The following is a 21043-nucleotide window of genomic DNA, read 5'->3' as shown; positions in this document are numbered from 1 at the left end:
CCCGCCTCGCTTCGCTCGTTGGGTGCGTCGCACAACGCGCAGCTCATCACGGTTCGTTCGCTTCGCTCGCTCACTGGCAGGCCTCGCAGGACTCGGGGTTCTCCAGGGAGCAGGCGAGCGCTGCCTCCTCCTCCGGGGTGAGGGTGGTCGGCGTTGCCACGGCGACCGGGACCGGCGCGGCGGCACGGGCGGTGCCGGAGGCGGCCTGGGCGATCCGGGTGGCCGGGCGCGAGCGCAGGTAGTAGGTGGTCTTCAGACCGACCTTCCAGGCATACGCGTACATCGAGCTCAGCTTGCCGATGGTCGGCGCGGCCATGAAGAGGTTCAGCGACTGGCTCTGGTCGATGTAGGGCTGCCGGGCGGCGGCCAGGTCGATCAGCGCGCGCTGCGGCAGCTCCCACGCGGTGCGGTAGAGCGAGCGGACCTCGGCGGGCAGCCAACCCAGCTCCTGCACCGAGCCGTTGGCCTCGCGCAGCGCGTCCCGGGTCTGCGCGTCCCAGACGCCCAGCTCCTTCAGCTCGCGCACCAGGTACGGGTTGACCTGGAGGAACTCGCCGGAGAGCGTCTCGCGCTTGAACAGGTTGGAGACCTGCGGCTCGATGCACTCGTAGACACCGGCGATCGAGGCGATCGTCGCGGTCGGCGCGATCGCGAGCAGCAGCGAGTTGCGCAGGCCGGTGCGGGCGATCGTGGCGCGCAGCGCGTCCCAGCGCTCGGCCCACTGCGGGGCCGTCTCGAAGTGGTCGATGTGCAGCTGGCCGCGGGCGGCGCGGGTCTCCGCGTACGCCTCGTGCCGGCCCAACTGCTCGGCCAGCTCGCTGGAACGCTCGTAGGCGACCAGCATGATGCGCTCGGAGATCAGCGTGGAGATCTGCTTGGCCTCGGCGGAGTCGAAGTCGATCCGCAGCTTGAAGAAGACGTCCTGCAGGCCCATCACGCCCAGGCCCACCGGGCGCCAGCGCGAGTTGGAGGTGCCGGCCTCGGGGGTCGGGTAGAAGTTGATGTCCACCACGCGGTCCAGGAAGGTCACCGCGGTGCGCACGGTGGCGTCCAGGCGCTCCCAGTCCATCGCGTCGAGGAGGTTCTCGGCGGTGGCGGAGGCGGAGACGTGCGCACCCAGGTTGACCGACCCGAGGTTGCAGACGGCGGTCTCGGAGTCGTCCGTGACCTCCAGGATCTCCGTGCAGAGGTTGGAGGAGTGGACCGTGCGGCCGGGGACCGCGGTCTGGTTGGCGGCGCGGTTGGAGGCGTCCTTGAAGGTCATCCAGCCGTTGCCGGTCTGCGCCAGGGTGCGCATCATCCGGGCGTAGAGGGTCTGCGCGGGGATGCTGCGGACGGCCTTGCCCTCGGCCTCGGCCTTCAGGTACGCGGCGTCGAAGTCGGCGCCCCAGAGGTCGACCAGCTCGGGGACGTCGGCGGGGGAGAAGAGCGACCAGTCGGTGCCCGCGTTCACCCGGCGCATGAACTCGTCCGGGATCCAGTGCGCGAGGTTGAGGTTGTGGGTGCGCCGGGCCTCTTCGCCGGTGTTGTCCCGCAGCTCCAGGAACTCCTCGATGTCCGCGTGCCAGGTCTCCAGGTAGACGCAGGCCGCGCCCTTGCGCCGGCCGCCCTGGTTGACGGCGGCGACCGAGGAGTCCAGCGTGCGCAGGAACGGCACGATGCCGTTGGACTGGCCGTTGGTGCCGCGGATCAGCGAACCACGCGAGCGGATCCGGGAGTAGGAGAGGCCGATACCGCCGGCGTGCTTGGAGAGCCGGGCGATCTGCGCGTAGCGCGAGTAGATCGAGTCCAGGTTGTCCAGCGGCGAGTCCAGCAGGTAGCAGCTGGACATCTGCGGGTGCTTGGTGCCCGAGTTGAAGAGCGTCGGCGAGGACGGCAGGTAGGAGAGCGTGCTCATCAGCGCGTACAGCTCGGCGATCTCGCGGACCGCCTGGTCGCCGTCGCCGACCGCCAGGCCGCAGGCGACCCGGAGCATGAAGTGCTGCGGGGTCTCGATCACCTTGCGGGTGATCGGGTGGCGCAGCAGGTAGCGGGACTGCACGGTGCGCAGGCCGAAGTACTCGAAGCGGTCGTCGCCGCGCTGGTCGATCAGCGCGTCCAGCGCGTCGGCGTGCTTGGCGACGAATGCGGCGGTGCCGGCGCCGATCAGGCCCTCGGCGTGGCCGACCGCGATCGAGGCGGCGAAGCACACCGCGCCCTGGCCGACCGCCTCGTCGGCGATCTCCTGGGCGAGCAGGCGGGCGGCCAGCTTCGAGTACTGCGGGTCCTCGGCGATCATCGACGCGGCGGCCTCGACGGCCAGCCCGCGCAGCTCCGCGAAGTCCGAGCCGGCGTTGCGGCCGCGCAGGGCGGCGGCGGCGACGTGGCCGGGGTCCACCTGGGGGAGGTCGCTGCTGCGGTCCGTCAGCAGGCGCAGGAGTGCTGCTCCAGGGTCCGACTTGGCAGTGGGGTCGGAGCTGGATCCCTGGGCGGGCAGGGTGACTGAGGCAGCGGTGGTCAAGGCGCTCTCTCCTGGCGACGGCAGCGAATGAGACACCGGACCGGCGCGGGGCAGGGCAGGGGAGCGCGGCGCGCCCACTCGAACGGTGGCGCGCAACGGCGGCATCCCCGGCCCACCCGCGAGGCCCGGAAAACTGAGTCGTGCGGCAAGGCTTCTGCGGGGAAGCCTGTGGCACACCGTCGGCAGGTAATCGGACTCGCGGCTGGTGGGAAACCGACCGCTCACCGCTGCGGGGCAGCCCCGGATTCACACCGGGTTCCCCTGCGTCGACAGCGAGAGTGAGCATACATGTGGTGCTGCCCCTCGTGCGCAGCACCACATGTAGTGTTGCGTGCCGTATCGGAGCCAATACCAGATGCCGGGGCGGTCGGCTGTTCGCGGGCGTTGGCGGGGACGGTTCGGCCGTTTCGGTTCCGCCGGGCGGCCGTGGATTGTGTGCGGATCGGGGGTGGATCGGCTGCGGATTCGCGACGGATCAGCGCCGGATCCGCGGTGTGTCGGTGGTCGTGGTGGGGGTGGAGCGGGGTGCCGGATCCGGGTTCGGAGGCACCGGGTCGGGCGTGGCGGGTGTGGCGGGCGCGGGGGATGGGTGGGGTGAGGGGTGGAGCGAGGAGTGGGGGGATGGGTGGAGCGAGCGGTGGGGTGAGGGGCGGACCGGAGCTGAGAGCCGGGGTGGCTGCTGGGTGGACTCCGGATGGCCCGTGGGTGGCCCCTCAGCGGTCTCTGGGTAGCCCCTGGGTGGCCCCTGAGTGGCCCCTGAGCGGTCCCTGAGTGGGCTTGGGACGGCTTCCGTGGGGCGGGTGAGGTTGGGGCGCCGTCGGGCGCGGGTGTGCGGGTGCGCGGGTGTGGTCACCGCACAGGAGGTGACTCGGGCTCCGGGGGTGCCCGGAGCGTCCGGTGGGTGTCAGAAGGTGATGCTGTAGACCCAGAGCTCGATTTCCGGGCGGGGGCGCCAGTCGCGCTCGGGGGTGCGACGGAAGCCGACCCGTTCGTAAATGCGGTGCGCGGCGGTCATGGCCGGGCGGGTGGAGAAGGCCATGCCGGTCAGGCCGAGTTCACGGCTGCGGGTGACGCAGGCACGGACCAGGGCGTCGCCGACACCGCGACCGCGGGCGTCGGCGGCAGCGGCCAGCATCCGGATCTCGCCCTCCTGGGAGGTGGCGATGTCGGCCCATTCGGTGCCGCCGACGGCGAAGGTCACGCAGCCGAGGACTCGTCCGGACGGTCCTTGAGAGAGGTCGGCCGGGTCGACCGCGACGAGGAGTTCGGCCTCTGCGGCCCGGCGGCGGGCGTCGCGCAGGAGTGTGACGTAGTCCGCGCCCGGTCGGGTGTGCCCATCGCCGACGAAGGCCTCGACAGTGACCTCGCCTGCGGGACCGAGGTCTTCTTCGAGGGCGCTGCGGATGAGGATGTCCATCGCCCCAGTGTGCCAAGGCGCAGGCCGGAGGCGGCGGGGAGGGTGCCGCGCAGGTGGTCGGGGTTGGCGGGCGGCTGGGTGGCCGGGCGGCGGTGGGAGTGGGGGAAGTGGCGAGGGCGGCGGGTGAGATGGGGACGGTGGGAAGGGTGGGGAGGGCGTGACGATAGGGAGGTGGGGAGGCTTGGGAGGGTGGGGAGGTAGAAGGTCTCGTCGGGTCAGGGACCGGTGATGCGGAAAACCGGGTAGCCGGGGGCGATGCGCAGGAGCTCGGCGTCGGATGCGTCGGGGCCGATGCCCTGGAAGAAGGCGCCGACCTCGAACTTCCAGCGCTTGAGGTAGGCGCGGAGCACCTCTGGCTTCTCGCTGTCAGGGAGCTCGGTGGCGTGGAAGGTCTCGGCCTGCCGGCCCAGTCGCAGTTCGCCGGTGCCGATGGCGCGCAGGTTGCGGACCCACTGGGTGTGGCCGCGCGGGGCGACCAGGTAGCGGGTGCCCTGGTGGGTGAGGACGTTGACGGGGGTGGTGCGCCACTCTCCGCTCTTACGGCCCCGGATGGCCAGCACGCGCGAGCCCCAGAAGCTGAGACCGGCTCTGGTGAGCGCCGCCACGATGCGGTTGGTGATCCGCAGGGCGCGGCCGCCGGAGTAGACGTAGCGCTGTGCTTCAGGCTGGGAGGCCGGGGTCGGGGACATCGCGGGGCTCCTTGGTGAGCGGTGAACACAGTCGAGATTGGTGAACACATTCGAGAGCAGTGCTCTCGTTTTGGTGCACTGAACTCTTCCACTGCTGGAGATGGCAGTCAAGAGCAGTGCTCTCGTTTCAGTGCGGCGCTCTTCTTCAAGCTCGGTGATCTCATGTGCGACCGCTGCTCTAAGTTGCGTTCGCTGCTCTGATTTGTGGCAGGGTGTTCTCCCATGGCAGCGATTCGAACCGCCCGGGAGCGGGCGCGCGAGGAACTCACTCGCGAGATCAAGGACGAGGCGCGGCGGCAGCTCGGCGTGGAGGGCGCCCAGCAGCTCTCGGTACGCGCGGTCGCGCGCGAGCTGGGGATGGCCTCGTCGGCGCTCTACCGGTACTTCCCGAGCCGGGACGACCTGCTCACCGCGTTGATCATGGACGCCTACATCGCCCTGGCGGAGTCCGCCACGTCGGCGGTGGCGCAGGCGCAGGCGCGGGCGCAGGCGACAGCAGGCGGGGCGGACCTGGGTCAGGCGAGTCCGGGCCGGGCGGCTGCGGGTCGGGCGGCTGCCCACGAGGCGGCCGGCCTGGGTGCGCGCGCCTGTTGGCGGGCGTTCTGCGGCGCCGTCCGTGACTGGGCGCGGGAGCACCCGCACGAGTACGCGTTGATTTACGGCACGCCGGTGCCCGGCTACCACGCGCCGCAGGAGACCATCGAGCTGGCGGTCCGCCTCCCGCTCGCGCTGCTCGACGTGGTCAGGCCCGCTGCCGGGCGCCTGGAGGCGCCGGCCGGTCGGCCCGTTCCGCCGGTGTACTCGACCCAACTCGCCTCGATCGCCGCGCAGTACGCGCCCGAGCTTCCGCAGGCCGCCCTGGCCCGGGTGATGGTGGCCTGGACGCAGCTGTTCGGCATGATCAGCTTCGAGCTCTTCGGTCACCTGGCCGGCTCGGCCGATCCGGCCGACGAGTTCTTCGCGTACTCGGTGGAGCAGATGGCGGACTTCGTCGGCCTGCCGACCGGGGCGTAGTCACCGGCGGCAGGAGCGGCCGCCGCCGGTGCTGCGGCCGCTCCTACCGCCGCTACAGCTCGCGCGGCCGACGCCCCGCGTCCCGCGCCGCCCGCCCGCTGGTGGCAGGGCAGCAGGGGCAGCGGTCTGGCGGCACGGCAATGCCGGCCGCGCGACAGTGGGGGCGTCGCGCGACCGGCGGTCAAGGGGGAGCAGCGGGAGCAGGTGCCGAGCCGGAGGGTTCGCCGCCGCCCCGGCACCTGTTCAGCCGCTGAGCCGCTCAGCTGAGATCGCTCAGCTGAGGCCAACCGGGTCAGGCCAACCGGGTCAGGCCGGCAGGGACCAGGCCTGGTTGGCCTGGTTGGCGCCGCAGGTCCAGGTGTCGAGCCGGGTTCCGTCGGCGGTGCCGCCGCCGTAGACGTCCAGGCAGAGGCCGGAGGCGGCGTTCACCAGGGTCCCGTCCGGCTTGGCGGTCCACTGCTGGCCGCTTCCCCCGGAGCAGGACGACAGGACCGCCCAGGAGCCCGCCGAAGTCCCGGCCGCGGTGAGGCACTTGCCGAGCGTGCGGACGGTGTTCCCGGCGCTCAGGGTCCACTGCTGGTTGGCGTTCCCGGTGCAGCTGTAGAGGATCACCGGGTTGCCGTCGGTGGTGGCGCTGTTGGAGTCGTCCGCGCACTTGGCGCCGTCGCCGGTCAGCTGGCCGGTCGGGATCGCCGCCGCGCAGCCGTTCGGGGTGAGCCGCCAGACGGCCGTGCCGTGGGCCGGGACGGTGGTGGTGAGAGCTGAGGAGGTGGTCGAACTCGTGCCGGTCCAGAGGTCCTTGGCGGTGACCGTGCAGCCGGGCAGGCCGACGGAGGCGAGTGTGGCGCTGATCGAGCGGGCCGAGGCGGACCGGTTGAGGACGGCCACCGCCCGGTCGCCGTTGGCCAGCGGACGGGCGAGTACGTCGGTGGTCGCGGTGCTGGATACCACGCCGGCCTGGTGGCCCGCGCTGTCCTGGTCAACTGCCACCAGGTCGCTGTTGCCGATCGCGGCGACGGCGGCCGGTGAGAGGGCGGAGACGTCGGAGGAGAGGATCAGCGGCGCGGCCATCATCGACCAGAGGGCGACCTGGCTGCGCGACTCGTCGGCGGTCAGGCCGCTGTCACCGGCGATCAGGAAGTCCGGGTCGTTCCAGTTGCCGGGGGCGGCGTAGCGGCCGAGCCAGCGGTTGTAGCCGTAGTTGGAGAGCACCGAGCTCCAGCGTGAGGTGTTCGGCTTGCTCGCGTCGTAGGTCGCGATGTCCGAGCCCTCGCGCCAGAGTTGGCCGTCCTGGCCGATCCAGCCGAGGACCGAGAACCAGCTCGGGTTGCCCCACTCGCCGTTCTGGAAGTAGGCGGGTGCCGACTCGGAGAAGACGATGTCGCGTCCGCTGCCGCGCAGGGCGGCGGACTGGGCGTCGTAGGCCTGGTGGTAGGCCTGCTCGTCGGTCTGGCCGGGGGCGGTCCAGACGTTGCAGCCGTCCAGTTTGAGGTAGTCGACGCCCCAGGAGGCGAAGGTGGCCGCGTCCTGGGTGAAGTGGTCGGCGCCGCCGCCCTGGGGTTGCCCGCTTCCGGGGTAGCCGCCGCAGGTGGACGAACCGGCGTCCTCGTAGATGCCGAACTTCAGGCCCCGGTCGTGCAGGTAGGAGCCCAGCCAGGCCATCCCGTGCGGGAACTTCACCGGGTCGGCGGCCAGGTTGCCGGCGCTGTCGCGGCTGCCGGCCATCCAGCAGTCGTCAACCGTGACGGTGGTGTAGCCCTTGGCGGCGAGGCCGCTGCTGACCAGGGCGTCGGCGTTGGAGGTGATGGTCTGCTCGGTGATGCCGCACTGGTAGTGGGCCCAGTCGTTCCAGCCCATCGGCGGGGTCGCGGCGAGCAGCCGGGCCGAAGCGGCGGGCGCGGCCGCTGCTGCGGCGGTCGATGCGGACCCCGCTGCCGAGGCCGCTGGCAAGGCTGAGGCTGAGGCTGAGGCCGAGGCTGTGGAGAGCGGGAGGGCGGAGAGGGCGAGTGCGGCCAGCGCGGTGGTGCTGAGCAGGCGGCGCACGGCGGTGCGAACCGGTGGCACGGAGGGCTCCTTCCGGGCGGCCGTGAGGGCGCCGGGGAAGTCGTTGGGGGATGTCCGAGCGGTCTGGTGCGCAACCAGTGCAGCGGTACTGCGTATTCATGTCAATAGGGCCTACCAAACGAGCATGATTGCGCATGTCATGCAGATGTCAAAAACCAGGCGGAGGCCTTGAGTCAGCAGAAAGCCGCGCACCCGGCCCCCGACGTCAGGCGTCGGCGAGAGCCGGGTGCGCGGCTTAAGGCATGGCTGGCAGGTTCGGGACGTCGGTCGCGTACGACGGGCCGTTGCGACGGGCCGGTGCGAAGGGCCGGTGCGACGGCCCGTCCGGCTCAGGTGTCCAGGTGCCCGGTCTCGTTCCACAGCTCGGGGACCAGCCGGTCGTACCCCGCCCGCCACACCCCCACCGAGCAGTTGCGCACCGCGTCCAGCGCAAGCAGCTGCTCCTCGCTGAGCCGGTCCAGCACATACCGCACCATCAGCACCACATTGTCGTGCGCCACCAGCAGCACCGGCTGCCCGGCCTCCTCCACGCACAGGTCGCGCAGGCAGTCGCGCACCCGCAGGGCGACGTCCGCCCAGCTCTCGCCGCCCGGCGGCCGGTAGTACAACTCGCCCATCTTCCGGCGCCGGGCGGCCTCCTCGGGATACCGCTTCTCGATCGCCGCCGCGGTGAGCATCTCCAGGATGCCGAGCTCGCGGTCGCGCAGCCGTTCGTCGTACCGCACGGTGAGCCCGACCGGCACCGCGCCGAGCCCGGCGGCCTGGGCGAGCGCGATCCGCGCCGTCTCGGCCGTCCGGACGTACGGCGAGCACCAGACGGCGCGCGGCCGGTCGCCGGGCGGCAGCGCGGCCCACCAGCGGCCGAGGGCCTGGGCCTGGGCCTGCCCGTGCATGGAGAGCGCGATGTCGGCGTCCCGGCAGGTGATCGGCACGGTCAGCGCGCCGGTCGCCTCGGCGAGCTGGAACTCCACGTTGGCCGCGCTCTCGCCGTGCCGGGTGGCGATCAGGACGGACGGCAGCGGGGTCGCGCCGGCGCGCTGCTGGTGCCCGTTGAGGATGCTGCTCAGCTCTGCCATGGCGGTGCTCCCCGTTGCTTGGGCGGTGTCGGATGTCCGGGGGCCGGACCGGAGGCCGGACGTGCGGCGCGCACGGGTACTCAACGGTCCATGACGATGATCGCGCCGCCACCTCCCAGTGTTGAGGGAGGTGGCGGCGCGATCACAGGGCGCGCGACGGAGCGTTTAATGCGCCGCTACCGGCTGGGGCGCATCGGTGGGCTCGGGGTCGCCCGGTTCCGCGCTGTAGTCGCCCGGCGAGGTCTCGTCGATGCCGTCGGTCACCTTCACGGCCCGCAGCACGAGCGTCAGGACGACCGCCACCACCAGGTTCAGCACGAAGGCGGTCAGGCCGATGTAGCCGATCTCGCCGATCCCGGGGATCGCGGCCGAGTTGCCGCCGAAGTGCTTGGTGGCGGGGGAGGCCAGGCCGTAGGCCTTCCAGGTCCCGTAGACCATGCCGACCGCCCAGCCCGCCAGCAGTGCCCAGTGGTGGAACCAGCGGGTGAACAGCCCGCCGACCACCGAGACGAAGGTCTGCAGGATCCAGAGCCCGCCGAGCAGCTGCAGGTTGATCGCGACCTGCTTGTCCATGCCGAGCACGAAGATCAGCGCGCCGACCTTGACCAGCAGCGAGGCGATCTTGGCGACCTTGGTCTCGTCCGCCGGGGTGGCGTCCGGCTTGATGAACTCCTTGTACACGTTGCGGGTGAAGAGGTTGGCGGCGGCGATCGACATGATCGCGGCCGGCACCAGCGCACCGATCCCGATCGCGGCGAACGCCACGCCCGTGAACCAGGAGGGGAACAGGTCGGAGAAGAGCTGCGGTACGGCGAGTTGGCTGTTGAAGCCCTTGGTGCCCTTGCTGACGTTGTCCGTGATGGCCATGAAGCCCAGCAGGGCCAGCAACCCCAGCATCAGCGAGTACGCGGGCAGGATCGCCATGTTGCGGCGCACGGTGTTGCGGGACTTGGAGGCCAGCACGCCGGTCACCGAGTGCGGGTAGAGGAAGAGCGCCATCGCCGAGCCGAGCCCGAGCGTGGCGTACGTCCACTGGGCCTTCGGCGCGATGATCAGCGAGCCGACCGGCTTGCCGTTCGCGCCCTTGGCGTTGAACTTGGTCGCGGCCGTGTCGAAGATGTGGCCGAACCCGCCCAGCCGGTGCGGGATGTAGAGCACCGCCGCGATGATCACGATGTAGACCAGGGTGTCCTTGACGAACGCGATCAGCGCGGGCGCCCGCAGGCCCGAGGAGTACGTGTAGGCGGCCAGCACCGCGAAGGCCAGGAAGAGCGGCAGGTCCTTGACGAACCAGTTGGCGTTCGCCCCGCCGCCGACCCCCAGGGTGTCCAGCACGGCCTGGATGCCGACCAGTTGGAGCGCGATGTACGGCATGGTGGCCAGGATGCCGGTCAGCGCCACCGCGAGCGACAGCGCCTTGGAGCCGTACCGGCCGCGGATGAAGTCGGCTGGGGTGACGTACCCGTGCACCCGGGCGACCGACCAGAGCCGCGGCAGGAAGGCGAAGACCAGCGGGAAGGCGATGATGGTGTAGGGCACCGCGAAGAAGCCCGCCGCGCCGGTCGCGTAGACCGCCGCGGGGACGGCGATGAAGGTGTAGGCGGTGTAGAGGTCGCCGCCGAGCAGGAACCAGGTCACCCAGGTCCCGAAACTCCGTCCGCCCAGGCCCCATTCGTCCAGGTGCAGGGAGTTCTCGGCGCGCCGCCAGCGTGAGGCCAGGAAGCCCATCACGGTGACCGCGACGAAGAAGAGCAGGAAGACCGTCAGAGCGGTCACGTTGACGCCGTGGTTCATCGCGGCACACCTCCGCGCAGGGCCTTGCGCTGCCGTTCCTCACGGGTGATCAGCAGGTAGGCGGAGATGGTGAACACGGCTGACAGCGGCACCCACAGCAGCTGGTACCAGTAGAAGAACGGGATCCCGTCGAACCGCGGCGTGAGCCGGGCGTAGGAGGAGACCCACAGCTCGGCGACGATCGGGACGAGCAGGCAGACCGCGGCCAGCACCCTGGGTGCGGTGATCACCGGTAGCTGACCTGGGGGCGCCTGTGGCGCGTCTGGAACGATGGACATCGGGCGACTCCGGCGGTGGCAGGGTGATCCCCAACAGCGCCACAGCGCAATGGCATCGGGCCAGTACGCCCGCCGAGCAGCGCCCGTGGTGATCGGCATGGATGGCACGGAATGTAGGGCACCGGACCGCTCGCTGTCACCACTGTGCGACGGGTGATCTCAATGAATGGACATGTGTTCGTCCGGTTGTTGGCAGGCGATCGGGCCGTTCCGCCCACCGTGGCCGCTCCCCGTCCGGGGCCCGCAGCCCCTGATATGAGCCGGTCCGCACCCGATAGCGTGGGGCCATGTCTGTTGAACTGCCTGGAGAACTGCCCGCGGCGCCGGACGTCACCCATATCTGGTGGGCCCGTCCGGCCGACCTCCCGCAGTCGCTGCTCGACCGCCTCTCCGCCGCCGAGCGCGCCAAGGCCGACGCACTGCGGCACGAGCCGGAGCGCCGCCGCTCGGTGACCGCGGCCCTGCTCCTGCGGGCCGCCGTCGGGCAGTTGACCGGTACGCCGCCGGCCGACCTCCCCATCGTGCGGCGCTGCGACGAGTGCGGGGGACCGCACGGCAGGCCGCGCCTGACGGGCAGTGCGCTGGAGCTCACGGTGACCCACTCGGGCGACCGGGTCGGCGTGGGGATCGCCACCGGCGTCGAGATCGGCCTGGACGTCGAGCCGTTGGAGAGCGCGCGGATCACCGAGGGGATGGCCGACATCGCCTGCACCCCGAACGAGGCGCGCTGGCTGGCCACCCACACCGGGGACGCCTACGCCGGGGCGTTCCTGCGGCTCTGGACGGCCAAGGAGGCGGTGCTCAAGGCCTTCGGCACCGGACTGCTGAAGCCGCTGACCGAGGTGGACCTGCAACCGCCCACGGACGGCGGGCCGTTCACCGGGCCGGTGCGCTCCGGGGTGGAGGCCTGGCTCTACCCGGTCGACCCGGGCAGCGGGTACGTCGGCTCACTGGCCGCCCTCGCGCCGCTGGGCGTGGTCCGTGAGCACGACGGCGACGCGCTGCTGGCGGCCCTGACCGTGAACGGCTGACACCTGACCGCCACCGGCTGAGACCAGACCGCCACCGGCTGACACCTGACCGCCAACGGCTGAGACCAGACCGCCAACGGCTGAGAACGGGCTGAGCCCCCTGGTTCCTCGGGACCAGGGGGCTCAGCGCGTTCGGGGCAGCGGCGGCGGTCAGCTCGGCCGCTGCAGCCGGGTGATGAACTTGTAGCGGTCGCCGCGGTAGATCGAGCGCACCCACTCCACCGGGGCGCCCTCGGCGTCGAAGGAGTGCCGCGCCAGCTGGAGCATCGGCAGCCCGAGGTCGGACCCGAGCAGCCCGGCCTCGCGCGGGTTGGCCAGCGTGGTCTCGATGGTCTCCTCGGCCTCGGCCACCACCACGCCGTACACCTCGCGCAGCGCGGTGTAGAGCGAGTTGTGCTTGACCAGGTTGCGCCGCAGCGCCGGGAAGCGCTTCGCGGAGAGGTGGGCGACCTCGATGGCCATCGGGTCCCCGTTGGCCAGCCGAAGCCGTTCGATCCGCAGCACCCGTCCGCCGGGCTTGATGTCCAGCAGCGGCGCGAGCCGGTCGTCCGCCGTGACGTAGCCGACCTCGATCAGCCGCGAGGTGGGCTCCAGGCCCTGCGCCCGCATGTCCTCGGTGTAGGAGGTCAACTGGAGGGCCTGGGCGACCTTGGGCTTGGCGACGAAGGTCCCCTTGCCCTGGATCCGCTCCAGGCGGCCCTCGACGACCAGTTCCTGCAACGCCTGCCGGACGGTCGTACGGGAGGTGTCGAACTGCGCGGCGAGCGCCCGCTCGGGCGGTACGGGAGTGCCGGCCGGCTGGGTCTCGGTGAGCTGGAGCAGGTGTCGCTTCAGTCCGTAGTACTTGGGCACCCGCGCGGACGCCGGGTCCGCGCCCGGGCCGGCCGGTACCGGCGGGTTGCCCGGCTGGGGGTGGTTCGCCCGAAGCTGGGCCGTGGTGCCCCCGTCGCTGCTCATGGGCCGCTTCTCCGCTCCTCGCAAGACCGTAGATGATCCCGCTACCTCGTTAACGGCACACATCGTTGCACGTATGCCCGGGCGACGGGCACCTCATCACACGATGAACGATGAGCGGTGTCGGCTTGATAACGGCTAGTCCCGATTGGTCTTCGGCCCGTTGACACACCCATTGGTCTAGGCCAAGCTCCTGGCATCTGGTCTACACCACTGCAGACCAACTCATGAATCCCAGCCCATCTCACGGGTTCGCGGCACCGCTTACCACCGGTTTGCGGGGGTATGTCGCAGGCCATCGATGGAGGGCAACCGGGCATCCCTCAGGAGGATGGCGTGAAGCGTCAGCTCATCGCGGCGGTCGGCGTCGCAGCAATGGTCGTCGGTGTCGCGGCTTGTGGTTCGTCCGCGAAGAAGGACGACTCGACCGGCGCGGCGAAGTACAACGGCAAGACCGTCACCGCGTGGCTCATGTCCGGCTCCGCCCCGCAGGCCTGGCAGGACGGTGTCAAGGCCGACTTCGAGGCGCAGTACCCGGGTGCCAAGCTCAACATCCAGATCCAGAAGTGGGACGGGATCGGCGCCAAGGTCACCACCGGCCTCTCCGACAACTCCGTCGACGTCCTGGAGGTCGGTAACACCCAGACGACGGGCTACGCCGCCACCGGTGGCCTGCTCGACCTGACCGCCGACAAGGCCGACCTCGGCGGCGCCGACTGGCCGGCCAACCTCAACGCCTCTTCGGTGCTGGACGGCAAGCAGTACGCCGCCCCGTGGTACTTCACCAACCGCGTGGTCATCTACAACAAGGCGCTCTGGACCAAGGCCGGCATCACCGCGACGCCGAAGACCCTGGACGAGTTCTACGGCGACCTCGACAAGCTGAAGACCACCGCCGGCGTCTCGCAGCCCATCTACCTGCCCGGCCAGGAGTGGTACACCTACTTCGGCCTGCTCGCGGGCACCGGCGGCCAGATCGCCAAGCAGACCGGCACCACCTGGGCCGGCAACCTGGAGTCCCCGGAGGCCAAGGCCGCCTTCCAGACCTTCCAGAAGCTGCAGAGCTACTCCACCGCCCCGAAGGACAAGGACGAGGCCACCCCGGAGCAGACCACGGTCTTCGCCAAGGGTGACGTGGGCGCGATGATCGGCCTCGGCTGGGAGGCTCCGGACCCCAAGGACATCCCGGCCTCCGACATCGGCTACTTCGCGATCCCGGGTGCGACCGCGGACAAGCCGTCCGGTGTCTTCCTCGGCGGCTCGAACCTCGCCATCGCCCAGGACACCAAGAACCCGGACCTGGCCAAGGGTCTGCTGAAGATCATGCTGACGGACAAGTACGAGGGCCAGATGGCCGCCACCGGCCTGATCCCGAACAAGACCTCGCTGGACTCGCTGGCCACCACCCCGTTCGCCCAGGCGGCCATCCCGGCCAGCGCCAACGGCGCCACCACGCCGAACACGCCGAACTGGTCGAACGTCGAGAACACCCCGAACCCGATCAAGGACTTCCTCGCGGCCGTCCTGCAGGGTGCGGACTACGACGCCACCGCCAAGAAGTACGACGCCACCATGACGCAGCTGCTCGGCCAGAAGCAGTAGTCACGAGCGGCGCCGCGCACCGGTCCCCGGCGGGGGCGGTGCGCGGCGCCGCACACTGCTTTCTCTCCGACGCCGGCTGGGGGACGAGAGAACGGTGACAGCGCCGTTCGGACGGATCCGGACGGCTTCCCCGCCCCGGCGGGGTGCGGGGCGGTCAGGCCCTGACCGCTGCCGGCAGGCAGGTCCCCCCAGTACAACGGCGGCCGCTGAGAAGAGGATCGATGGCAGTTCAGTCGGAACCGGTACGGGTGCAATCCCCCGGAGGCGTGAAGGGTAGCCCCCTCGGCAGTGGCAGACCGGTCGTCGGTCCGAGCCTGCTGAGCCGCAGCACGCCCTACCTTCTCCTGCTGCCGGCCATCGTGGCCACCCTGGCGCTGCTGGGCTGGCCGCTGGTCAAGACGTTCGAGCTCTCCTTCCAGAACCTGAACAAGCGCCAGCTGATCCTGCACCTGACCGAGTGGAACGGCTTCTCCAACTACAAGGACCAGCTGACCAGCTCGGAGTTCTGGCACACCACCGGCCGGACGATCGCCTTCACCACGGTCAACGTCGTGCTGATCATGGTCGGCGGCACGCTGGTCGGGCTGTTGCTGAACCGGCTCGGCAAGAAGATGCGGATCCTGCTCCAGGCCGCCCTGATGCTCGCCTGGGCGATGCCGATCGTGGCCGCCGCCACCGTCTTCAGCTGGCTCTTCGACTCCCGCTTCGGTGTCGTCAACTGGTTCCTGGACCAGCTCGGCTGGCACTCCATGGCCAACTACAACTGGTACAGCTCGCAGTACGGCACCTTCTTCGTGATCATCCTGCTGATCGTCTGGCAGTCGATCCCGTTCGTCGCCTTCAACATGTACGCGGGCCTGACCACCATCCCGGCCGAGCTCTACGAGGCGGCCCGGATGGACGGTGCCGGATCCTGGCGGATCTTCCGCTGGGTGGTCTTCCCCAGCCTGAAGCCGTTCTTCCTGAGCACCACGTTCCTGGAGATCATCTGGGTCTTCAAGTCCTTCGCCCAGATCCTCGCCGTCAACGCCGGCGGCCCCCAGGGACTCACCCAGACGCTGCCGTTCTACGCCTACATCCAGGGCACCGGCAATCAGCACTACGGCATCGGCGCCACGATCGCGGTGCTCACCATCCTGATGCTGGTCGTGCTGATGGCGTACTACTTCCGGATCATTCTGAAGCAGGAGGACGAGCTGTGAGGCGCTCGATCATCGGACGCAGCTGGCCCAACGCCATCGCGGTCGTCCTCTTCGTCTTCTTCATGTTCCCGGTCTACTGGATGTTCAGTACGGCCTTCAAGCGGAACAGCGACATCATCAGCAAGACGCCGGTCTTCTTCCCGCTGCGCGGCACGCTGGAGCACTTCAGCACCGCCACGGGGGCCGCGCAGTTCTGGGAGATGGTCGGCAACAGCTTCACCGTCACCGTGCTCGCGGTGCTGGGCTCGCTGGTCATCGCGACGCTGGCCTCGTTCGCGATCGCCCGGATGAAGTTCCGCGGCCGCAAGTCCTTCGTCCTGGTGATCATGCTGGCGCAGATGGCCCCCTGGGAGGTCATGACGATCGCCGTCTACATGATCGTCCGCGAGAAGGACATGCTGGACAGCCTGGTCCCGCTGACGCTGTTCTACATGATGATGGTGCTGCCCTTCACGATCTGGACGCTGCGCGGCTTCATCGCAGCCGTGCCCAAGGAGCTGGAGGAGTCGGCCATGGTGGACGGCTGCACCCGGACCCAGGCCTTCGTCAAGGTGGTCTTCCCGCTGCTCGCCCCGGGCCTGATGACGACCTCGCTGTTCGGCTTCATCACCGCCTGGAACGAGCTGCCGCTCGTCCTGATCCTCAACAAGGCCACCGGCCCGGGCAGCGCGCAGACGCTGCCGCTCTGGCTGACGTCCTTCCAGTCACTCTTCGGCGACGACTGGGGTGCCACGATGGCGGCCTCCACGCTGTTCGCCATCCCGGTGCTGATCATCTTCCTGTTCCTGCAGCGCAATGCCGTGGGCGGGATGACCGCCGGCGCAGTGAAGGGCTGAGAGATACCCGTGAGCATTCTCATCCCGAGCGTGCCGGACAGCGACCAGCTGCACCGCGACGCTCTGACGGTCCTGCAGCCCGGCTTCGAGGGCACCACCCCGCCGGAGTGGGTGCTGCGCAAGCTCGCCGCCGGCCTCGGCTCGGTGGCCCTGTTCGGACGCAACGTCACCGATCCGGCCCAGCTGGCGGCGCTGACCGCCACGCTGCGCCAGGAGAACCCGGACGTCCTGGTGGCGATCGACGAGGAGGGCGGCGACGTCACCCGCCTGGAGGCCGGTTCCGGCTCCTCCTGGCCGGGCAACCTCGCCCTCGGCGCGATCGACGACCCGGCGCTGACCCGTGACGTCGCCCGCGAACTGGGCCGCGCGCTGGCCGAGTGCGGCATCAACTACAACTGGGCGCCCTCCGCGGACGTCAACTCCAACCCGGGCAACCCGGTGATCGGCGTGCGCTCGTTCGGCGCCGACCCCGAGCTCTGCGCCCGGCACACCGCCGCCTGGGTGGAGGGCCTGCAGTCGGTCGGGGTGGCCGCCTGCGCCAAGCACTTCCCCGGCCACGGCGACACCGCGGTCGACTCGCACCTCGGCCTGCCCGTGGTCGACGTCGACGTGGACCTGCTGCGGTCGCGCGACCTGGTCCCGTTCCGGGCCGCCATCGCGGCCGGGGCCAAGGCCGTGATGAGCGCGCACATCATGATCCCGGCGCTGGACCCGGTGCACCCGGCCACGCTCAGCCGGGCGGTGCTCTCCGGGCTGCTGCGCGCCCGGGCGAGTGAGGGCGGCCTCGGCTACGACGGTCTGATCGTCACCGACGGCATCGAGATGGGCGCCATCGCGGACACGTACGGCATCGCGGAGGGGACGGTGCTGGCGCTGGCCGCGGGGGCCGACGCGATCTGCGTCGGGGGCGGCCTGGCGGACGAGGAGACCGTCCTGCAGCTGCGTGACAGCATCGTGGAGGCGGTCCGCTCGGGCCGGATCCCGGAGGAGCGGCTGGCGGACGCGGCCGCCCGGGTGCGCTCGCTGGGCAGCTGGGCCCGGCTGACCAGTCACCGTCGGGCGGCGCAGTGCGGCGACGGTGCGCCGGACCTGTCGATCGGCCTGCGGGCCGCCCGGCGCGCGCTGCGGATCACCGCGGCGCCGAGCCGGCCGTTCACCCCGGTGACGGACCGCCCGTACGTGGCCTCGTTCTCCCCGCAGGCGAACATCGCGGTGGGCGACGAGACCCCGTGGGGCGTGGCCGGCATGCTGGCGGCCCGGTTCCCGGGCACCCGGAGCGAGAGCATCGGCCCGGAGGCGGCCCGGGCGGGGGAGTTGGACGCGCTGGTCGCGCGGGTGCTGGCCGGCGCGGAGGGGCGCCGACTGGTCCTGGTGGTGCGCGACGCGCACCGGCACGACTGGATGGCGGCGGCCCTGCGGCCGCTGCTGGCGGCCCGTCCGGACGCCGCGGTGGTCGAGATGGGCGTGCCGCAGGCGCAGCCGGTCGGCGCGCTGCACATCGCCACCCACGGCGCGGCGCGGGTCTGCGGCCTGGCCGCCGTCGAGGTGCTCACCGGGCAGCCCTCCGTGAGTGCCTGACGGTTCATCAGAACGCGAAGTCCCCCCGGAGGATTCGTCCCCCGGGGGGACTTTTGTCATGGTTTGAGCAACCCTTAAAGCCACCTTAAGTAGCCTGCCGGCAACGCTGCGCTCACTTCGCACAACAGGTCTGCAACGGCCGCCCCCGGCTGTCATCGGAGCGTTGACAGCCGGTTTGGTCTAGGCCAGGCTCCAGAAATCTGGTCTGGACCACCCGGACCGCCCAGGTACGTCGGGCCGTCCTCCTGGTGGGAGCCCCTCTGCCATGCCCTCAGGAGGATCGCGTGAAGCGTCAGTTCGTCGCAGCGTCCGTCGCCACCGCGCTGGCCCTCGGCCTGGCCGCCTGCGGTGGCGCGGGAGCGGCCAAACCCGCCGCACACTCCGCCGATCCCACGACCGTCACCGGCACGCTCACCGTCTGGCTGATGAACGACGCGCAGACCAGCTGGCCCGAGCTGGTGGGTCAGGTCAACAACGAGTTCGCCGCGCTGTACCCGAACGTCAGCCTCAGACTCAGCTACCAGAGTTGGGCCGACAAGGTGAGCAAGCTGGACGACGCGCTCAAGCAGGGCGGCGCGCCCGACGTCGTCGAGCTGGGCAACACCGAGACCATGAAGTACATCCTGAACGGCTCGCTGGCACAGGTGAACCACGCCGACTACGAGAACTCGGACAGTTGGATCCGCGGCCTGGAGAACACCTGCACGTACGACGACAAGCTCTACTGCGTTCCGTACTACGCGGGCGCCCGGGTCGGCATCTACAACAGTGCGATGTTCCAACAGGCCACCGGCAGCGCCGACTTCCCGACCACCGAGGACGCCCTGATGTCCGCGCTGGACAAGGTGCAGGCGAAGTACAAGGACGACAGGTCGTTCTCCCCGCTCTACCTGCCCGGCCCCTACTGGTACGCCGCGTTGAGCTACGTCGCGGCGTACGGCGGGACCGTCGCCCGCTTCGACAGCTCCGGCAACTGGCACGGCACGCTGGAGGATCCGAAGGCGCAGCAGGGCATCCAGCACTTCGTGGACCTGGTGCGGAAGTACAACCACGGTGACCTGACGGTCAACGAGCTGCACCAGTCCGGCGTGCTCGGCAAGCAGAAGGCCGCGATGATCTACGGCAACGGCTGGGAGGCGGCCGACGCCGCGACCGCCCCGGCCGGCGACCCGGCGCTGAACGGTGTGCTCAAGGTGGTCGGCATGCCGGGCCCGAACGGCAAGCCGCTGCCCAGCTTCATCGGCGGCTCGGACCTGGCGATCACCGCCAAGTCGCAGGTGTCGACGCTCGCTTCGGCCTGGATCAAGCTCTTCACCAGCGCCAAGTCGGAGCAGGTGCTGGCCGACAAGAACATCCTGCCGAACAACCTCGTCCAGCTCGCCCCGCTCAAGGAGAAGCCGGAGACCGCCGCCGCGGCCAACGCGGTGCCGGACGCCTGGTTCACCCCGATCGCCCCCGGTTGGGGTGCGGTGGAGAAGCAGAACGTGCTGCCCGACATGCTCGGCGCGATCCTGGCCGGCACCTCGGTGGCCGACGCGACCAAGGCCGCCGACGCCAAGATCAACCAGCTGATCAACAGCCCGTCCTGACCGGCGGGGCGGCCCGGGCCGCGCGGGGCGTTCGGACGTGCTCCGCGCAGCCTGCCCCCTTGGGCCGTGTCTGACAATTCCCGCCGGGCCCGCGACGCCGGGCATCCCGCCCAACGCCGCGGGTTCATCCGACGCGAATCGTCAGAAACGGCCTAGGATCGGCCCTGGCACGAGTGTGCGGACTCGCCGCCGGAAGAGGTCCTCACCGGGCAGTCGCCCGGCGGGGTTGAAGCAACTCTCGTTCGGAGGCCCACCAGATGTCCGACACGCAGACCGGCTCCGTGACCCCCGGGCGGATCATGGCGGCGGAGATGGCCGAGCAGCCGGCCGTCCTGCAGCGCATCCTCGATGAGGGCGCCCCGAAGATCCGCGAGATCGCCGCCGAGATCGCCGCCCGCAACCCGCGCTTCGTGCTGCTGACCGCGCGCGGCACCTCGGACAACGCCGCGCTGTACGCGAAGTACCTGATCGAGGTCCTGCTCGGCAAGCCGGCCGGCCTCACCTCGATGTCCACCACCACGGCGTACGGCGCCAAGCCGGACCTGCGCGACGTGCTGGTGATCACGGTCAGCCAGTCCGGCGGATCGCCGGACCTGGTGGCCTCCACCAAGGCGGCCCGGGAGGCCGGCGCGGTCACCCTGGCGGTGACCAACAACCCGGGCTCCCCGCTGGCCGACGTCTCCGAGTTCCACATCGACGTCATGGCCGGCCCGGAGAAGGCGCTGCCGGCCACCAAGACGTACACCGCCGAGCTGCTGGCGCTCTACCTCCTCGTCGAGGGCCTGCGCGGTGGCGACGGCGCGGCCGCCAAGGTGCTGCCGGCACTGGCCGCGGGCGTCCTGGCCCGCCAGCCCGAGGTGAAGGCGCTGGCCGAGCGCTACCGCTTCGCCCAGCGCCTGGTGATCACCTCGCGCGGCTACGGCTACCCGACCGCCCGCGAGGCGGCGCTCAAGCTGATGGAGACCACCTACATCCCGGCCTCCCCGTTCTCCGGCGCCGACCTGCTGCACGGCCCGCTGGCCATGGTGGACAACGTCTCCCCGGTCATCGCCATCGTCCCCGACGGCAAGGGCGGGGAGGCCCTGCAGCCGGTCCTGGACCGCCTGCGCGGCCGGGGCGCGGACCTGGTGGTGATCGGCCAGCAGGACCAGGTGGACGCCGCCTCCGCGGGCTTCGCGCTCCCGGCCGGCGTGCCCGAGGAGGTCCAGACGATCCTGGAGATCCTCCCGCTCCAGCAGCTGGCCTACGAGGTCACCATCGCCCGGGGCCAGGACCCGGACGCGCCGCGCGCGCTGGCCAAGGTCACCGAGACGCACTGATCCCGGGCACGCCGAAGGGCCCCCTCCGCGCCGTGCGGCGGCATGGAAGGGGCCCTTCGGTCGGTCCGGTCTGCCCCGGGGGAGGAAAACACTACGGGCC

At 70.7% G+C, this 21043-nt stretch carries 16 protein-coding genes and 1 riboswitch; of the genes, 8 read left to right on the top strand and 8 right to left on the bottom strand.

What is annotated here, in order from left to right; translation table 11 throughout:
- Positions 1-70: 70 nt before the first annotated feature.
- From BS80_RS16285 to BS80_RS16275, 3 genes are all read right to left on the bottom strand, one after another.
- Positions 71-2476, bottom strand: coding sequence for a ribonucleoside-diphosphate reductase subunit alpha (locus tag BS80_RS16285; RefSeq protein WP_035801460.1), 2406 nt, complete (start codon positions 2474-2476; stop codon positions 71-73).
- A 188-nt stretch (positions 2477-2664) separates the two neighbouring features.
- Positions 2665-2792: riboswitch (cobalamin riboswitch) on the bottom strand.
- A 612-nt stretch (positions 2793-3404) separates the two neighbouring features.
- Complete coding sequence (locus tag BS80_RS16280; RefSeq protein ID WP_035798137.1) at positions 3405-3917, bottom strand: GNAT family N-acetyltransferase; 513 nt, start codon at positions 3915-3917, stop codon at positions 3405-3407.
- Positions 3918-4132: 215 nt separating this feature from the next.
- The gene (locus BS80_RS16275) at positions 4133-4606 is read right to left on the bottom strand and encodes a nitroreductase family deazaflavin-dependent oxidoreductase (RefSeq protein WP_035798135.1); all 474 of its coding nucleotides are present in this window, start codon (positions 4604-4606) and stop codon (positions 4133-4135) included.
- A gap of 222 nt (positions 4607-4828) precedes the next feature.
- On the opposite strand from BS80_RS16275, the gene BS80_RS16270 reads away from it, so the two are divergent.
- Positions 4829-5620, top strand: a complete 792-nt coding sequence (locus tag BS80_RS16270; RefSeq protein WP_035798127.1) for a TetR/AcrR family transcriptional regulator — start codon at positions 4829-4831, stop codon at positions 5618-5620.
- Between the two features lie 306 nt (positions 5621-5926).
- Here the strand turns inward: BS80_RS16270 and BS80_RS16265 are convergent, their stop codons facing one another.
- The 4 genes from BS80_RS16265 to BS80_RS16250 form a co-directional block, all read right to left on the bottom strand.
- Positions 5927-7684, bottom strand: a complete 1758-nt coding sequence (locus BS80_RS16265; protein WP_198045541.1) for a ricin-type beta-trefoil lectin domain protein — start codon at positions 7682-7684, stop codon at positions 5927-5929.
- A gap of 329 nt (positions 7685-8013) precedes the next feature.
- Positions 8014-8760 (bottom strand): histidine phosphatase family protein, encoded by a 747-nt coding sequence (locus tag BS80_RS16260; RefSeq protein WP_063771994.1) that lies wholly within the window; start codon positions 8758-8760, stop codon positions 8014-8016.
- Between the two features lie 165 nt (positions 8761-8925).
- On the bottom strand, positions 8926-10554 hold the full coding sequence (gene mctP / locus BS80_RS16255) for a monocarboxylate uptake permease MctP (protein WP_035798126.1): 1629 nt from the start codon (positions 10552-10554) through the stop codon (positions 8926-8928).
- Positions 10551-10832, bottom strand: coding sequence for a DUF3311 domain-containing protein (locus tag BS80_RS16250; RefSeq protein WP_035798124.1), 282 nt, complete (start codon positions 10830-10832; stop codon positions 10551-10553). The genes mctP and BS80_RS16250 overlap by 4 nt, the downstream gene beginning before the upstream one ends.
- A 287-nt stretch (positions 10833-11119) precedes the next feature.
- On the opposite strand from BS80_RS16250, the gene BS80_RS16245 reads away from it, so the two are divergent.
- On the top strand, positions 11120-11863 hold the full coding sequence (locus BS80_RS16245) for a 4'-phosphopantetheinyl transferase family protein (RefSeq protein WP_051966680.1): 744 nt from the start codon (positions 11120-11122) through the stop codon (positions 11861-11863).
- Between the two features lie 150 nt (positions 11864-12013).
- Here the strand turns inward: BS80_RS16245 and BS80_RS16240 are convergent, their stop codons facing one another.
- Positions 12014-12820, bottom strand: a complete 807-nt coding sequence (locus BS80_RS16240) for a GntR family transcriptional regulator (RefSeq protein WP_035798122.1) — start codon at positions 12818-12820, stop codon at positions 12014-12016.
- 333 nt (positions 12821-13153) lie between these two features.
- Between BS80_RS16240 and BS80_RS16235 the strand changes: the two genes are divergently transcribed.
- The 6 genes from BS80_RS16235 (at position 13154) to BS80_RS16210 (ending at position 20943) form a co-directional block, all read left to right on the top strand.
- Positions 13154-14419, top strand: a complete 1266-nt coding sequence (locus BS80_RS16235; RefSeq protein WP_035798119.1) for an extracellular solute-binding protein — start codon at positions 13154-13156, stop codon at positions 14417-14419.
- A gap of 221 nt (positions 14420-14640) precedes the next feature.
- Entirely contained in the window at positions 14641-15621 is a 981-nt protein-coding gene (locus BS80_RS16230) for a carbohydrate ABC transporter permease (RefSeq protein ID WP_035798117.1), read from the top strand.
- Positions 15618-16457 (top strand): carbohydrate ABC transporter permease, encoded by an 840-nt coding sequence (locus BS80_RS16225; protein ID WP_035798115.1) that lies wholly within the window; start codon positions 15618-15620, stop codon positions 16455-16457. The genes BS80_RS16230 and BS80_RS16225 overlap by 4 nt, the downstream gene beginning before the upstream one ends.
- Positions 16458-16466: 9 nt before the next feature.
- A complete protein-coding gene (locus tag BS80_RS16220) occupies positions 16467-18035 on the top strand; it encodes a glycoside hydrolase family 3 protein (RefSeq protein ID WP_051966679.1) in 1569 nt (522 codons plus the stop codon).
- Positions 18036-18319: 284 nt separating this feature from the next.
- Positions 18320-19624, top strand: coding sequence for an extracellular solute-binding protein (locus BS80_RS16215; RefSeq protein WP_035798113.1), 1305 nt, complete (start codon positions 18320-18322; stop codon positions 19622-19624).
- A 257-nt stretch (positions 19625-19881) separates the two neighbouring features.
- The gene (locus tag BS80_RS16210; protein WP_035798111.1) at positions 19882-20943 is read left to right on the top strand and encodes an SIS domain-containing protein; all 1062 of its coding nucleotides are present in this window, start codon (positions 19882-19884) and stop codon (positions 20941-20943) included.
- The last annotated feature ends 100 nt before the right edge of the window (positions 20944-21043 follow it).

The sequence above is a fragment of the Kitasatospora mediocidica KCTC 9733 genome (assembly GCF_000744225.1).
Classification (GTDB): Bacteria; Actinomycetota; Actinomycetes; order Streptomycetales; family Streptomycetaceae; genus Kitasatospora; species Kitasatospora mediocidica.
The sequence above is the reverse complement of the archived record's forward strand: the minus strand, read 5'-3'. Positions and strand labels throughout refer to the sequence as shown.

Bases quoted from the DNA above. Each gene is read 5' to 3' on its own strand.
- mctP (WP_035798126.1), bottom strand. From the start codon at position 10,554: ATGAACCACGGCGTCAACGTGACCGCTCTGACGGTCTTCCTGCTCTTC.
- BS80_RS16250 (WP_035798124.1), bottom strand. From the start codon at position 10,832: ATGTCCATCGTTCCAGACGCGCCACAGGCGCCCCCAGGTCAGCTACCG.
- BS80_RS16240 (WP_035798122.1), bottom strand. From the start codon at position 12,820: ATGAGCAGCGACGGGGGCACCACGGCCCAGCTTCGGGCGAACCACCCC.
- BS80_RS16275 (WP_035798135.1), bottom strand. From the start codon at position 4,606: ATGTCCCCGACCCCGGCCTCCCAGCCTGAAGCACAGCGCTACGTCTAC.
- BS80_RS16210 (WP_035798111.1), top strand. From the start codon at position 19,882: ATGTCCGACACGCAGACCGGCTCCGTGACCCCCGGGCGGATCATGGCG.
- BS80_RS16230 (WP_035798117.1), top strand. From the start codon at position 14,641: ATGGCAGTTCAGTCGGAACCGGTACGGGTGCAATCCCCCGGAGGCGTG.
- BS80_RS16270 (WP_035798127.1), top strand. From the start codon at position 4,829: ATGGCAGCGATTCGAACCGCCCGGGAGCGGGCGCGCGAGGAACTCACT.
- BS80_RS16260 (WP_063771994.1), bottom strand. From the start codon at position 8,760: ATGGCAGAGCTGAGCAGCATCCTCAACGGGCACCAGCAGCGCGCCGGC.
- BS80_RS16280 (WP_035798137.1), bottom strand. From the start codon at position 3,917: ATGGACATCCTCATCCGCAGCGCCCTCGAAGAAGACCTCGGTCCCGCA.
- BS80_RS16245 (WP_051966680.1), top strand. From the start codon at position 11,120: ATGTCTGTTGAACTGCCTGGAGAACTGCCCGCGGCGCCGGACGTCACC.